This window comes from Verrucomicrobium sp. 3C (assembly GCF_000379365.1).
Lineage (GTDB): Bacteria > Verrucomicrobiota > Verrucomicrobiia > Methylacidiphilales > Methylacidiphilaceae > Methylacidimicrobium.
The window spans coordinates 2017745-2031882 of the sequence record NZ_KB901875.1; the positions used below are offsets into that span (position 1 = coordinate 2017745).

14 protein-coding genes and 1 pseudogene are annotated in these 14138 nt (G+C 60.3%); 12 read left to right on the forward strand and 3 right to left on the reverse strand.

All coding sequences use genetic code 11. The annotated features are described in order from the left end of the window. Positions 1 to 717: 717 nt before the first annotated feature. The 3 genes from A37A_RS20690 (at position 718) to ltrA (ending at position 3349) form a co-directional block, all read left to right on the forward strand. Positions 718 to 1257, forward strand: coding sequence for a reverse transcriptase domain-containing protein (locus A37A_RS20690; RefSeq protein ID WP_196799578.1), 540 nt, complete (start codon positions 718 to 720; stop codon positions 1255 to 1257). 7 nt (positions 1258 to 1264) lie between these two features. Further along, positions 1265 to 1858, forward strand: coding sequence for a group II intron maturase-specific domain-containing protein (locus tag A37A_RS20695; protein ID WP_196799579.1), 594 nt, complete (start codon positions 1265 to 1267; stop codon positions 1856 to 1858). Between the two features lie 171 nt (positions 1859 to 2029). After that, entirely contained in the window at positions 2030 to 3349 is a 1320-nt protein-coding gene (ltrA, locus tag A37A_RS0110610) for a group II intron reverse transcriptase/maturase (RefSeq protein WP_018291479.1), read from the forward strand. 182 nt (positions 3350 to 3531) lie between these two features. Here the strand turns inward: ltrA and A37A_RS22170 are convergent. Then, a pseudogene (locus tag A37A_RS22170) lies at positions 3532 to 3753 on the reverse strand (PP2C family serine/threonine-protein phosphatase); the annotation flags it as partial. 220 nt (positions 3754 to 3973) lie between these two features. Beyond that, entirely contained in the window at positions 3974 to 4756 is a 783-nt protein-coding gene (locus A37A_RS0110615; RefSeq protein WP_018291480.1) for a class I SAM-dependent methyltransferase, read from the reverse strand. Here A37A_RS0110615 and A37A_RS18440 point away from each other — a divergent pair. The 8 genes from A37A_RS18440 (at position 4755) to A37A_RS17085 (ending at position 13215) form a co-directional block, all read left to right on the forward strand. Then, entirely contained in the window at positions 4755 to 5657 is a 903-nt protein-coding gene (locus tag A37A_RS18440) for a bifunctional 2-polyprenyl-6-hydroxyphenol methylase/3-demethylubiquinol 3-O-methyltransferase UbiG (RefSeq protein ID WP_018291481.1), read from the forward strand. The genes A37A_RS0110615 and A37A_RS18440 overlap by 2 nt on opposite strands. Positions 5658 to 5767: 110 nt before the next feature. Beyond that, a complete protein-coding gene (locus A37A_RS0110625) occupies positions 5768 to 7711 on the forward strand; it encodes a hypothetical protein (protein WP_018291482.1) in 1944 nt (647 codons plus the stop codon). Positions 7712 to 7734: 23 nt separating this feature from the next. Continuing rightward, a complete protein-coding gene (locus tag A37A_RS17080) occupies positions 7735 to 8748 on the forward strand; it encodes a biotin--[acetyl-CoA-carboxylase] ligase (RefSeq protein ID WP_155996564.1) in 1014 nt (337 codons plus the stop codon). Between the two features lie 42 nt (positions 8749 to 8790). Further along, entirely contained in the window at positions 8791 to 9603 is an 813-nt protein-coding gene (locus A37A_RS0110635; RefSeq protein WP_018291484.1) for an MBL fold metallo-hydrolase, read from the forward strand. A gap of 257 nt (positions 9604 to 9860) precedes the next feature. Next, positions 9861 to 10301 (forward strand): hypothetical protein, encoded by a 441-nt coding sequence (locus tag A37A_RS0110645; protein WP_040887742.1) that lies wholly within the window; start codon positions 9861 to 9863, stop codon positions 10299 to 10301. A gap of 191 nt (positions 10302 to 10492) precedes the next feature. Then, positions 10493 to 11422 (forward strand): metal ABC transporter substrate-binding protein, encoded by a 930-nt coding sequence (locus A37A_RS0110650; protein ID WP_196799580.1) that lies wholly within the window; start codon positions 10493 to 10495, stop codon positions 11420 to 11422. 7 nt (positions 11423 to 11429) lie between these two features. Next, positions 11430 to 12200, forward strand: a complete 771-nt coding sequence (locus A37A_RS0110655; protein WP_155996565.1) for a metal ABC transporter ATP-binding protein — start codon at positions 11430 to 11432, stop codon at positions 12198 to 12200. Positions 12201 to 12300: 100 nt separating this feature from the next. Continuing rightward, positions 12301 to 13215, forward strand: coding sequence for a metal ABC transporter permease (locus A37A_RS17085; protein ID WP_020494325.1), 915 nt, complete (start codon positions 12301 to 12303; stop codon positions 13213 to 13215). Here A37A_RS17085 and A37A_RS0110665 read toward each other — a convergent pair. Further along, on the reverse strand, positions 13149 to 13751 hold the full coding sequence (locus tag A37A_RS0110665) for a superoxide dismutase (RefSeq protein ID WP_020494326.1): 603 nt from the start codon (positions 13749 to 13751) through the stop codon (positions 13149 to 13151). The two genes, A37A_RS17085 and A37A_RS0110665, sit on opposite strands and share 67 nt — an antisense overlap. Between A37A_RS0110665 and A37A_RS0110670 the strand changes: the two genes are divergently transcribed. Continuing rightward, complete coding sequence (locus A37A_RS0110670; RefSeq protein ID WP_020494327.1) at positions 13750 to 14085, forward strand: zinc-ribbon domain-containing protein; 336 nt, start codon at positions 13750 to 13752, stop codon at positions 14083 to 14085. The two genes, A37A_RS0110665 and A37A_RS0110670, sit on opposite strands and share 2 nt — an antisense overlap. Positions 14086 to 14138: the final 53 nt, after the last annotated feature.

A 14138-nucleotide genomic window follows, 5' to 3' on the forward strand; every position in this document is an offset into this window, starting at 1 on the left:
CATGAATCAGGAGGGTTTAAGTCCCTCCGGCGCTCGAATGAGGGGCGCCGTATCCAAAAGCGGGGGTATTGCCTCGCTGGCCACCGGCGTAAGTCGGTGGAGGACAGGGTGTCCGGAGCGATCCGGAATCCGAAGGGTTTGAGGAGAAGTATTGGGCTGTAATCAATGAGGGCAACCTCGAGGATGAACAGGTCGGCCAAAGATGGGGCAAGGTCGAGCCCGCATTATGGGGGCGAAGGCGTTACTCATTCACCCATCGTATCAAGGTGTTTGCTGACAGCACGATACGGAAGATTCATGCGCGACCCCAGGAGACCTGACTGTGTCCCGGCCAACAACCGGGTAAGCGACCCTATAAGCGCAAGCGAAGTGGGAAGCGAGGCACAGCCAGGAGTCGGAGAACGTAATAGTACCGGCAGCGCGAGACGAACAACTCGTGTGACCAGCAATGGCGGACTGCGAGTGGTCCGGGGAAGGACGTTCGTGAAAGGATCGAGGCAGGATACATCGAGATAGGTGAGCAAGAAGCGTGAAGATGGAAAGTTCCCTTTGTGAAAAACCCGAACGTCACGCTTCGAGGAGACTATCCGATCATCTGGTTCTCGAAGATCGAAAGCAGAAGGTCCACTCTCTAGTGGACAAGTATACTCACGCAAGAACTTGAAGCTTGCGTGTGAGCGCGTTCATGCCAATCAAGGAGCAAGCGGTGTTGATCAGGTGACCATCGAGGCATTTGAAGACCGGCTGGAGGCGAATCTGGCACGGCTTCATCGAGAGCTCCGAGAAAACGCCTATCAGCCGCAAGCCGTGCCACGATTGGAGATTCCGAAAAGAGGAGCTCCTGGCAAGACAAGGCCGCTGGGCATACCCTCGGTCTACGACCGGGTGTGTCAGCAGGCGCTGGTCAACCGACTGGAGCCAATCTTTGAGGTGGTCTTTGATCCGAGCAGCTACGGGTATCGCAAGGGTCGCAAGACGACCGATGCCCTGACCAAGATCTGGCGCGAACTGGAGGCCGGAAACGAGTGGATCGTCGATGCGGATCTGAAAGATTTTTTCGGATCCGTGGACCACGAGAAGCTTATGATCCTAGTCGGAAAGCAAATTGCTGACGGCAGAGTGCTGGGAGTCATTCAGCAGATGCTCAAGGCGGGCTATGAAGACAAAGGTCAGTGTTTCGCGACTCCACGGGGAACCCCGCAAGGGGGTGTCATCTCACCCTTGCTGAGCAACATCCTACTCACCCCTTTTGATTGACAAGGAGATGAGGCATCATGGGTACAAGCTCACGCGATGGGCCGATGAATGGGTGGTGACTTGTCGGACTCGGGCCGAGGCGCAAAATGCCTTGGTGCGAGCGGTCAAGATTCTCGATCAGCTCGGCGTGACGCTCAACCGGGTCAAGACCCGGATTGTGCATATCGCGCAAGGCTTCGAGTTTCTGGGATACAAGATCCAACGGGGGAGAGGAACGTTCCGACTGGCCCGCAAACGGATCCAATCCCGACTGAACCGGCATCATCTCTACGCTATTCCCACGCAGAAGTCGGTGGACCGATTCAAAGATCGGATCAGGGCCTTAACCCGGAGGAAGGTACCTCTGCGTTTAGGACCAATGATCGAAATGATCAATCCGATCATCCGAGGCTGGGGCACCTACTACTGTCGCTCTCATGTCAGAAAGCGCTTCCACCAACTCGACGGTTGGATCATCCAAAGATTGTGGTCGCATCGCGCCAAGCGATGGCGCAACGCAATGTGGAAGGAATATCCCACCAAAAGGTTGAGGACAGAGTTCAAGCTGGTCGGCCTTGTCTCGCTCATCCCTTCTATTCCGATCGCGAAAGCCCTTTCATGAAAGCTGGATGCGGGAAAACCGCACGTCCAGTTTGTTGCGGCGGACGGAGGCAAGCTCTTCAATGGGCGCCTCCTCCGACCCGACACCGGAGAGCTCGGAGAAAGTCCGGGGGAGGGAAGGGGCCTTAGTTCAAGGGAAACGTCGGAAGGAGCGAGAGCGCGGAGATTGGCGATGAGTCTAGAACCTCCCATACGTGTTCGGAAGCTCCAGATGGCGTTGCAGGAGAAAGCGAAGGCAAGTCCGACCTATCGCTTTTACGCCCTCTACGACAAACTCTACCGCGAGGATGTGCTCGCCTACGCCTGGCTGCTCTGCCGAAAGAACGGTGGGGCAGCGGGAGTCGATGGGCAGACCTTCGAGCAGATCGAGGCGGAGGGGGTGGAGCCGTGGTTGGACCGATTGGCGGAAGAACTCCGAAACAAGATCTATCGGCCGCAGGCGGTTCGGCGGGTATGGATTCCCAAGCCCGACGGGAAGCAACGGCCTTTAGGGATACCCACTATACGGGATCGGGTGGTGCAGATGGCTGCGGTCCTCGTGCTGAGCCCGATCTTCGAGGTGGATTTAGCCGAAGAACAGTATGCCTATCGAGAAGGGCGGAGCGCCTTGGATGCGGTCAAGAAGGTGCATGCCCTTCTCAAAGCGGGTTATACCGAGGTGGTCGATGCCGACCTCTGCGGCTACTTCGACAGCATCCCTCACCATGCTCTGATGAAGAGCTTGGCCCGGCGGATCTCAGACGGAGCCATGCTGGCTCTTTTGAAAGCTTGGCTGGAGATGCCCGTCGAGGAAGACGACGGTCGAGGAGGGAAGCGGAGGACGACTCAGGCCAAGGATCGGAGGCGGGGGACTCCGCAAGGAGCGCCCATCTCTCCTCTGTTGGCCAACCTCTACATGAGGCGGTTTATCCTGGGATGGAAGCGGCAAGGCTGGGCCGTCCGATGGGCGGCGCACATCGTCTCCTATGCGGACGATTATGTGATCCTCTGCCGGCAACACGCTCAGGAAGCTCGCGAGCAGATGGAAAGGATCATGGAGCGAATCGGGCTCACCGCGAACCAGGAAAAGACCCGGATCTGCCGAGTGCCGGAGCAGAGCTTCGACTTTCTCGGTTATACCTTTGGTCGTCGCTACAAGCCCATTACGGGCCGAAGCTACCTGGGAACACAACCCTCCACGAAGCGGGTGCAGCGGCTGCTGCAAAGCCTAAGCGAGCAGCTCGGTCGGAACACCCAGGGACGGGAAGGCAAAGAGTTGGTAGCGCTCCTCAACCTCCGGCTGCGAGGATGGGCAAACTACTTCTGTCTTGGCTCGGTGAGCCGCGCGTACCGGGTGGTGGACCGTCACGTCCGNTATCGGCTCCGCCGGTGGCTCTGCCGCAAGCACAAAGTCCCTGGGCAAGGAACGACCCACTTCCCGGACGAGTTTCTCCGGGACCAGTTGGGTCTTCTTTCCCTTGCGAGCTTAACGCGGAGCCTGCCGTGGGCATAATCCTGCGCAAACCTTGTCCGAAAGCCGAATGCGGGAAATCCGCACGTTCGGTTTGATGAGCGGGGAGTGGAAACGGACGATAGGGAGAGATGCTCAGGCACTGCCGGACCGAAAGGGGCAGCTCCCGCTATGGCTCTCCTACGTCGCACCGCGCCACTCCTCGACTCTACGCTGCGAAACCAGTAGAAGCGGGAATCGCCCAGGTGAATCGCGCGCAGGCGCCGACCAAAACAAACCGCGGCCACGATCGTCGATCCCATCCTAGCAAGGTCCTCTTCCGCCGCTTGTCTCGCTTGGATGGCCCGATCGGCTTGCGCAACATAGGAACGGAGAGCTTCGGAGGAGAGCGAGGGATCGAGTCGGAAGGCGTCGAAAAAGGCGTTCACGGCGAGTTGGGAAGCAACCTCGCCGCCCTGAGTCCCCGCCCAGTCCGTCGGCCACGACCCAGGCGGTCAGATGGCCACAGACCGTCCAACCGCAGGCATCTTCGTTGTCTGCCCGCCCGCCCCGGTGGGTCAGGAAAGCAGTATCCAGGTTCTCCGGGGGGATCGGAACTGGGGAGAGTTCTTCCATTCCACGGGTCGTCTTTCGCCCGGAGTTCGTCAGTTTTTGGAAACGAGAGTTCTATCCCATCGGCTTCTCGGCTGTGACGAGCCGCGGCGTCACTCCGAGGACTCCGAACCAGAAGCGCCAACCGAGGGACCGACGGTTGACACGGAGCATCCCCGCTTCCTGGAGCCATGGGACATATTCCTCCGTCCGATAGAGGTCTGCGATCAAGAGTCGCCCACCCGGCTTGAGGACGCGAACCGCTTCGTCGACGGCCCGTTTTCGGCCTTCCGGCTCGGGAATGTTGTGGATGGCGAGATTGCTGACGACCAGGTCGAAGGAAGCGTCGGGAAACGGGAGCGTCCGCATGTCGCCCGTCTGGAGCTCGCAGCGATCGGCTACTCCTTCCGCCACGAGGTTCATCCGGGCCGATTTCAGGGAGTTACCCGACTGGTCCTCCTTTCGCCAGAGGTCAATGCCGACCGCGCGCCCCTGCGGCAGCAGCTTGCCAAGCATGGTCAGGATTGCTCCACGGCCGCAGCCCATCTCGAGAATCCGCTCGTCTCCACGCAGGGAGAGCCCCGCAAGCAGTTCCGCCCAGACGGCAAACTTTCCCTGCTTCGTGGAATAGAAGAAGTTCACGGGTACTTGAAGCAGCGCCGCTCCGGCCAGGAACTCGAGCGCCCGCTGGAAGAGCGGCTTGGGAACGCCTGGGAAGAGAGAGAGGTAGAGGAGAAGCAGCCCGGCTCCGGCAGGCAAGAGAAGACCCGCTACGGCTCTCCATCCTCCGTCGATCCCGTAATGGCCATGATAGGACGCCAGCCTGTCCCGAAGCGCCTTTTGTGATTCCGAATTCATGCAGGCGAGTAGGTATCGTAACCGCCCCGCCGGTTTTTCTCCATACTTTCCGCTCGCCCTGGGCGATCTGGTCCTCCCGCTCCTGAGGAGAGAGAGCTTCGACGCGGCGGCTCGACTCCGACGCAAGCGAGCGGTACGAAGAAGAAAAGCGATGCGGCCTTTCGGGATGAACTCCTTCACGGGGAAGCGGCTCCTTGCCCTGGTCCGGGGTGGGGATTATGCCCATGCAGGGGAGGAGGAGGCGATCGATCGGGTCTTTGCGAATCTGCCGAAACGGTCCGATCAATGGCTTCTGGACGTGGGCTGCGGGCGTGGAGGAACGGCCGACTACGTGCGACGGGGGGGCTGGGGACGGGTCGTAGGGATCGATCGCGATGGCGATTCCCTCGCATATGCCCGCTCCCGTTACCCGGAAGTCGCCTTTGCCGCGGGCGACGTCCGTGAGGCGCCGCGCCTGCTCTTCCAGAGGTTTGCTCTGGTCTATATGCTCAATGCCTTTTATGCCTTCGAGGCGCAGCGCGAGGCTCTTGCCGCTTTGCGCCAGGTAGCAGAAGAAGGAGCGGAGCTTCTGATCTTCGATTATCTCGATCGCGGCGGCTTTCAAGACGATCCGCTGGTCGTCAATGGCAGGAGCATCATTCCCCATCCCATCGAGAGAGAGGCGATCTGCGGCAAGCTCGCGGAAACCGGCTGGAAGCTTGTCTCGACCGAGGATCTCCACCGGGAATATGGCCACTGGTACGCCGCTCTTCTTTCTCGGATCGAAGCGCGGGCCCCCGAGGTGATTGCCGTGGAGGGGAAGGAGTCCTTGGACCATCTACGAGCCGTCTATCGAGGAATTCTGCGGAAGATCGAGCGGGGACTTTTGGGCGGGGTGCTGTTGAACTGTGCCGCAGTCTAGCCTGCCGGTCGATCATCGTCGAGTGGCAGGCCCCCGGCTCAAAAAAAACTCCTTCTTCGTCATGGTCAAGGGAGGAAATTTGGATTATATCTTCCGCCGACAAGACGTTCGTGAAGCGGATCCTCATTTTCACGGCTGGATTCGGTGAAGGCCATAACACGGCCGCGCGCAACATTCAGGACGCGCTGGAGACGGTCGCTCCCGATGAGGCGCATGTCGAAATCGTCGATCTCTTCGAATCGTGCTATGGACGATTCAACGGAGTGATCCGGCAAGCCTACCTGACGGCCATCAACCGGACTCCGCTGCTCTGGAAAGGCATCTATTCGCTCTTCGACCGGACAACCTTGGTGGAAGACGGCGTTTCGGCTCTGGCCCGGATGCGGCGTTCTCTCGATTGGCTTCTGCGCGAGGTGCAGCCCGATGCCGTTCTCTGCACCTATCCCATCTATAACTACCTGATCGAGGAAATCTTCCGGGACGGCAGGCGCAAAAATTTCTCCCATATCACAGTCGTCACCGATTCGATCACCATCAACTCGTTCTGGCATCGAGGTCCGAGCGATGTTTTCCTGGTTCCCAACGAGGAAACGGCCGTGACGTTGCGCGCCGCGGGTGTCGACGAGGCACGAATCGCCGTCTTTGGCTTCCCGGTGCAGCTTGATTTTTTGGAAGCCAAGGAGATCGGCTTGGGAGAAGAGCTCGGAGAGGTTCCACGGGTCCTCTACATCATCAATTCGGGAAAGAAGAAGGCGCTCAAGATTGTCCGGCTCTTGCTGCATCATCCGCGTTGGCGAGCAACCGTGGTCGTGGGTCGTGATCGGGCGCTCTTCGAAGAGATTCTCCGACTGGCCAAGGGATCGGAAGAGAAACTTCGGGTGCTCGGCTGGACCGAAAAGATTCCGGAGCTCCTGCTCACCCATCACGCTCTGATCAGCAAAGCGGGGGGGGCGACCGTCCAGGAAGCCGTGGCGGCGCGGTGCCCAATGGTGGTCACGCAGGTCGTGCCGGGGCAAGAGGAAGGAAATTTCGAGCTTTTGCGTCGGCGGGGGGCGGCCTTCTATGCGGAAAAGCCGCGGCAAATCATGGAGGCTCTCGAAGAACTCTTCGCCGCGGAGGGGAGGCTCTGGAAGCGGGTGCGATCGGCCTTGGCGGGGATCAGTCGCCCCGACGCTTCGATGCAGATCGCACAGTTTGTCCTCGATCGGGCGGCGATCGAAAATGCGGCACCGGAGAGCTTGCCGGGATTTGCGCGGATGAGCCGGGATCTTCTGTCGAATGGAGCTCCCGAGCCGCAGGAAACAGCGCAGGTGCTCCTCTGCGACTTTCACATCCACAGTACCTACTCGGATGGCCGCCTGTCGGTAGGGGAGATTGTCGACTTTTACGGACAGCGGAGCTTTGACTGCATCTGCATCACAGACCACATCGTCGACCAGACTCGGTTCATCGGGCGAGTCTGCCAACTCACCGGCTTGGTACTCTCGCCCGATCGGGTCGGAGAGTATTTTGAGGTTCTTCAGAGGGAAAAAGAGAGAGCGTGGCGCAAGTATCGGATGATTCTTTTCGCGGGACTCGAGTTCAACAAGGATGGGTACCGGGCGAAAAGCTCGGCCCATCTTTTGGGGATTGACCTCCAGAGCCCGATCGACTCGAGCCTCTCCCTGCCCGAGATCATCGCGGAGATCCGCGCGCAGGAAGGCCTTTCGGTGGCCTCGCACCCCCACAAGTTTCAAAGCGTCTGGGGTCCGAACACGCTCTATCTTTGGGAGAACCAGGAGCAGTTTGCTCCTCTACTCGATGCCTGGGAGATCGCGAATCGCGATGATCTCTTCGCCCCGATCGGATTGAAGCGGTTGCCCTTCATCGCCAATAGCGATTTTCACAAGCCCAAGCACATCGACTCCTGGAAGACGGTGCTCTTTTGTGAAAAGGAGCCCAAGGCCATCAAGGAGTGCGTGCGGCTCAATCGCAACGTGGCGCTGACCTTGTATCGGCGTCATCGGTTCGGATCGCTGCTCCGCTGCCCGGATGAGGAGCTTCTCAACGCTTAGCGTCCCCGTTCGGGAAGGGAAGCTTGGAGAGGTCAACTCGGGGCGAGATGGTGTGTGATCCATTCGATCCCTGCGTTCGCGTTTTGCGGGCGCTCCTGGATGCTTCTTCGGCTTCCAGTCCCAAGGATGCGCTCTTGGCGCGAAGCGGCTTGAGCCCCGCCGCCTTGGAGGAGGCGATCCTTGTTCTCCGAAAGGCGGGCCTTCCCCTTGCTGCGTCAGCCGATGGTGGGTGGCGGCTGGAAGAGCCGCTTCCCGATCTCTTGTCCGCCGAAGAGTTGGTCGCGCGTTCCGAGTGCGAGACAGCCTCGATCCGCTGGTCGGTCGTCTGCCTTGACCGGGTTGAATCGACAAACGACATCCTTTTGCGGGAGGAAGCCGCCGGAGCCCCGGAAGGTTTGGTCGTTACGGCCGAGCGGCAGAGCCGAGGGCGGGGACGCCAGGGGCGCCGCTGGGAGTCGGATTCCCCGGGGGGAATCTACGCGAGCCTGCTCCTCCGTCCGAACCTCTCCCTGCCGCAGGCTCACCAGTTGACGATTCTCACCACCGTTGCCGCTGCCGAAGCGCTGGAGGAGGTGGCGGGCTTTTCGCCGAAGATTAAGTGGCCCAACGACCTGATCGGTCCCCGGGGAAAGCTTGGCGGGATCCTGACCGAGGTTGTCGGGGAAGGGGGACGTTTGCGAGGCGGGGTGGTCGGAATGGGAATCAACGTCTCCCAGGAGAGCGGCGCATTTCCGGACGAGATTCGCGGGCGGGCATCCTCTCTACGGCTCGAGACGGGGCGGGTCTTTCGACGGGTCGAGATTATGGCGGCTCTTCTCCGACGGATCGCCCTGCGATGTCGCGGTGGCTTTGCGGAAATCCGCAGCCTCTGGGAGTGGCGCTGCGGGAGCTTGGGAAAGATCGTGCGGGTGCAGCAGGGCGGGAGTCTCGTCGAAGGTTATGCGCTCGGCTTGGATGAGGACGGGCTCTTGCTGGTGCGCACCGAGGGCGGAGCGATCGTCCCCCTCATTGCCGGAGAGGTGCTGGAAGCCGGTTAGCCGGCCTTGCGATGCGTGCGGGGTTGCCCTTAGACTTGCCGCGTGATCCCGCTCGAGGATGGCTTTCAGGATGTGATCGGAAAGGCCGCGCGGGGACTGCGGCTGGCGGATGAGGTGCTGGCCCGGGCCGCCGGAGTAACCCCCGCCGAGGTGCTCCGCGCGAAAGGGGGCGAATTTACTGAGCGGGTGATTCGCCGGCTCGCACCCGTTTTGCATTTGAACGGCGATGCGCTGTCTGCCTTGGGGAGAGGGGAGTACCGGCCCCGCGCGGTTGGGACGATCCCCGGATTCCTAGCGTTCAACACCCATTGGGCGGACATGACCGTCAATGCGTATCTGGTGTGGGATCTCAGGAGTGGGGAGGCCGCCGCTTTCGACACCGGCGGCGACTGCACCGAAATGCTCGAAGCGATCCGGGCGCACGGGCTAGGACTCCGGTGCATCCTGCTCACGCACGCCCATGGAGATCACATTGCTGCGCTCGATCGGCTGAAGGCGGAGACTGGAGCCCCAGCGTATGTGGGCGACCGGGAGCCGCTTGAGCGAGCGGAGCCCTTTGCGGCCGGCAAAGAGTTCCGGGTGGGCTCCCTTTCGATCCGCACGCTGCTGACCAACGGCCATTCTCCCGGTGGCATCACCTATTTGGTTAGCGGATGCGCTCGCCTGTTGGCGATGGTCGGCGATTCGCTCTTTGCTGGCTCGATGGGGGGGGGAAACGTCTCCTATGCCGACGCCTTGCGGAATAATCGGGAAAAGATTCTCACGCTTCCCGGCGAAACCGTGATTTGCCCGGGACATGGACCGTTGACTACGGTGGAAGAGGAGAGTGAGCACAATCCTTTTTTCGCCTCCTAGTTTGCTCCACTAGCTGTCAGGGTTTGCGTGGCCACGCGACGAAGCTCAAAGCTTCCGCATTTTTTCTTGCCAGGAGGATTGCTCTCGTTATGGTAGCCGATACTCGGCTCGGATGAGGGGTTCGGAAGGGGGAGGACAGGAGACCGCTCGAGGGAAAAGACAGCGGCCAAATAGCGGTAGATTCGTTTTCTCCCCGTAAGAATCAGAAGGCTCGAAAGAGCCATCAGTAAATCTAGCAACAAGGAGATTAGTCGCTTATGAAACTGGTACCACTAATTAGTTCCGGTGTGGCGGGTCCGCTTGGGATCCTCCATTTGCCCCGGTTTTGGCTGAAAGTCGTGTTGGCCGCCAAAGGATGCTTGGCGGAAGGGTATCCCGATTGCGGCATGGGCTTTGACAAGATGACCCTCGATGCCTTGGGCTTGGACAAGGCCGAGACCCTGCACTATCTGCGCAGCGAGTGTCCGAGCTATTCGCAATTCGAATCCTGGATCTTGCGGAAGAAGGGCGGCAAGATTGAAAAGGCGACCATCATCAAGCACAATTGCGCCGTTCTCGGGTATATCCATGATGCGGAGACCCGGCGTTCGATCCTTTCGGCAGCGGGGGTGCCAGACGACGGATCGATTCCGGATGCGGTCAACCTCAACAACTTGGACGATTGGACCGAATTCCACAAATGGCTGAAGAGCCAGTAGTCGGCATGTTCCGGTACTGACCGGAATGGGTTTTGGCCGTTGCCGCTGAGGCGGTTCGCCTCTGCGGGTAACGGTGGAAGAAAAGGGGCCCCAACTCGTAGCGAGAGGGGTCCCCTTTTTTTGAGTTTCCATTGGAATTCCATGGAGAGGTTGTCATCCTTCGGATAGTGAGTATGCGGAATCAATATCGAATGCTGGCGTTAGCCTTCTGCGTGCTTCTGGCGTGGTGGATCCCGAGCTCCTCCGGGTTGCTTGATCCGCTTCCCCCCGCCCGAGCTTTTCGTGTGCTCACCACGATCGCTCCGCTCTACTCCTTTGTGAAGAGCATTGCCGGGGAAGCGGTGGAGCTTTCGAATCTCCTGCCACAAAATGCCGAGCCCCATGATTATGTATTGAGCCCCGGGGACGCTCGCCACATTGCCCGTGCGGACTTGATTATCCGCAACGGTTTGGGGCTGGAGTCCTTCTTGGAAAAGGCGCTACCTAAGGCCGACCGGGAGAAGCTTTTCGACGCGAGCGTGGGGATTACCCCGCTGCCCCAGTGGATTCCGCTTGGTTCTTCCACCGGTGGGAGCCTGGCGGAAGGGGTGCCGCCGAATCCGCATGTCTGGCTCGATCCCCTTTTGGCTGTCGTCGAGGTGGAAAATATCGTTCGGGAGCTCTGCCGTCGAGATGGGGAACATGCTCGTGATTACCGAATGCGTGAGAAACGGCTGGTGGAAGAGTTGCTTCGGATCGACGATCGTTATCATCGTGCGCTCGATCCCTTGCCCAATAAGAAGATGGTGTCCGATCACGATGCGTTTGCCTATTTGGCGGCGCGGTATGGGATTCGGGTGGTGGCTATTCTGGAGACAAGGGGACACGCGGGGCTCTCTCCTAGACTTGTAGCGTGGGTGCTGGACTCGATCGCTCGGGAAGGGGTTCGTGCCCTCTTTAGCGAGGTCAATCACGTCAGTTCCGAGCTCCGGAGCATCTCCCGGGATACGGGTGTGCCGATCCGCCTGCTGGATTCCATGGAGGGCGGCGCCTTGCGGGCCGATCTCTACGAGCGCGTGGCGGAAAGCAACCGGCAGTCGCTTGTGGATGCGTTTCAAGGAGATTCGTCGGCTCATCCATAGGAGGAAAATGGGTCAGGAGTGCGATCGGAGAGCGGAGGACGGGAGCGATGGGATCCACCTTTCGATTCGGCGAGCTTCAGGCCGGCCCTTGCTTTTACGGACAGCGGGGATCGCAGCGGGATACGGTGAGGAGGCTGCGTTCGAAGAGGTCTGGCTCGAAGTTTATGGGCGGGAAGTCGTCTCGCTCATCGGGCCCAACGGAGCGGGGAAGACGACCCTGCTCCGCTGCTTAGCGGGCATACTGCCGCTGCGCCAGGGAAGAGTGGAAAAGGCCCTTGGCCTTCGGATCAGCTATCTGCCGCAAAGGCTCGCCTTCGACCGTCTCCTGCCGGTCACCGTGGTCGAATTCCTCTCCCTGCGCCTGGGGCGCCCGTTTTTTCGGCCCGGCTGGGCGAAACGGGAGCGGGTCGAGAGCCTGGAGGAACTGGGAGTCACGAGCCTGCTCGACCGGCGGCTTGGGGAGCTCTCCGGGGGGGAGATGCAGCGAGTGCTCGTTGCCGCCGCGCTGGCAAAGAGGCCGCAGCTCCTCCTGTTGGATGAACCGGCAACGGGCGTGGATCTCTTGGGTGCTGCCGCATTCGACGGACTCCTGCATCGACTCCGGGATCGCGATGGGCTTGGGATTCTTCTGGTTTCCCACGATCTTCACCTAGTCCATCACATTTCGGACTGGGTCTATTTCCTCAATCGGAGGGTGCTAGCCAGCGGTCCGCCCAAGGAGGTGTTGCGCGAAGAGCGGCTGGCGGCGGCTTATCGGCGCTTTCCCCATCCGGGTTGAAGGAGAGCCACGCGATATCGACGAGCTGATGGGAAAATGGGTAGGAGGAGCTGCGGAGTCTTGCGCGGCGGGAAGAGGCAAGCCAGAGCGAGGGTAGATCTTGGACTTTCTCTCCTATGATTTTTTGCGGCGCGCGTTGTCCGCCGCCGCTCTTGCCGGACCGGTTTGCGGATTCTTGGGCGTCTTTCTGACGGCGCGGGGCATGGCTTTCTTCAGCGATGCGCTCGCCCATACGGCGATTACCGGGGTCGCCTTGGGGTTGCTCGGCGAGGGCGCGGTCGAGCTCTGGCTCGGCTTGACTCTTCCTCCCGGGCTTCCCTCCGGTCTGCTGATCTTCTGGTGCCTGGGCGCCGCTTGGGTGATGGCCTCGCTCTTCGAAAGCGCCCGGTGGCGTCCTGATACCGTGATGGCATTCTGCTTCACGGGAAGCGTCGCCTTCGGGGTGCTGGTTCTGGGCAAGTTAGGCCGATACGGCTTTTTGGAGGAGACGCTCTTCGGAGACATCAATGCAAACTCTTGGGGAGATGTGGCGGTGCTTGGGGTTGTGACGGGGAGTGCCGTGATCCTCTTGGGGAGGTGGTTGCGGGAGTTTCTGCTCATCCTTTTGGACGAGGATCTCGCTTTGGCTGACGGAATCCCCGTACGTCGACTCAACCGGATTCTGGTGCTCCTGGTAGCCGCTGTGGTGGCCATCGCCTTGAAATTGCTGGGGGCCCTGCTGGTGAGCGCTCTGTTGGTGGTCCCGGCGGCGGCAGCCCGGTTGGTTGCCCCCAACCTCCGGCTCTTGCTCGTTTTTGCGGGGATCGGTGGATTTCTCGCCTCCGTGGTCGGGGTGATCCTCTCCTTCTATCTCGACTTGGCCACGGGCCCCACGATCGTGCTGACCCATCTCGCCCTTCTGCTGATCGCCCTTACCTTGCAGCCCCTGTTCGGGCGCAGGCGTCGGTCTCAGAGGAGAGGGAGCATCGAGGCGACCGACTCCCAGTCGATCTGGCCAAGCAGCGAATCAAGATAAGCCGCTCGATCGAGGCCGAAATCGAGAAGGAAGGCGTGATCCTCTACGTCGATCGCGAGGAGGGGCGTTGCACCCCAAAATGGAACCCCGCCCCTGGGATCGCCGAGAAGGTTGAAAAGTCGTCCGCTTGACTGATCGAGGCAGGTCCAGGCCCAAGAGTCGGACGCCAAGGCCGTGGCGCGCAGGTCGCGCAGGAAGCGGTCGAGAGAACCGAAGTCTCGATCGATCCAGGTGCGAACGGTCCCTTGCGGCTCGGCTGCCGTTCCGCCGAGAGTCGAAAAGTAGAGGTCGTGGTTCTTTGCGGAGGAGAGACAATAGGCGAGGTCGAGTTGATTCGCTCGGAATAGAGAGCCAGCGATCTGGCCCTCCCCTGGAAGATCCCTCTCCGCGATCTCCGACAGGAGCTCGTTGGCCCGCCGGACTTGGATGGCGTAGAGGCCAAGATGCATCTCCAAGGCGCCTTCGGAAATCTTGCCTGTCTTTCCGAGGAGCTTTTTTCGAAACAGATCGGTGCGATCGGCTATGGTTGACGCCATGGTCTTCTTTTACCTCAACCTCTTCCGTTGGCAAGGGTTTGGACGATCGGGGAAGGCGAGGCTTGCGGTTGAACAGTGCTGCGGGAGTCGTAATATATCGGCGGTGACCGAATCCGAATTGGAAGAACGAGCGAAGAGGGCGGCGGAAATCCTGAAAGCCCCAACCGATTACAAGGTCTGCGAAGGCTGTGAGTCGATCGTCCGAGAAAAAGCGGTCTTCTGCCCCAACTGCCATGGCTACCGTTTTGATCCGGACCCGGCTCGCGTGGTCGAGCAGGCACGAGTGCTCGGGGCACGTCCGGCTAGCTCGATCTCGGAGCAGGACTACAGTTGAACCGTTGAGCGGCAACACGGGAGTGGCGCAGCCGTTCTGGAGCGGCCCATTCG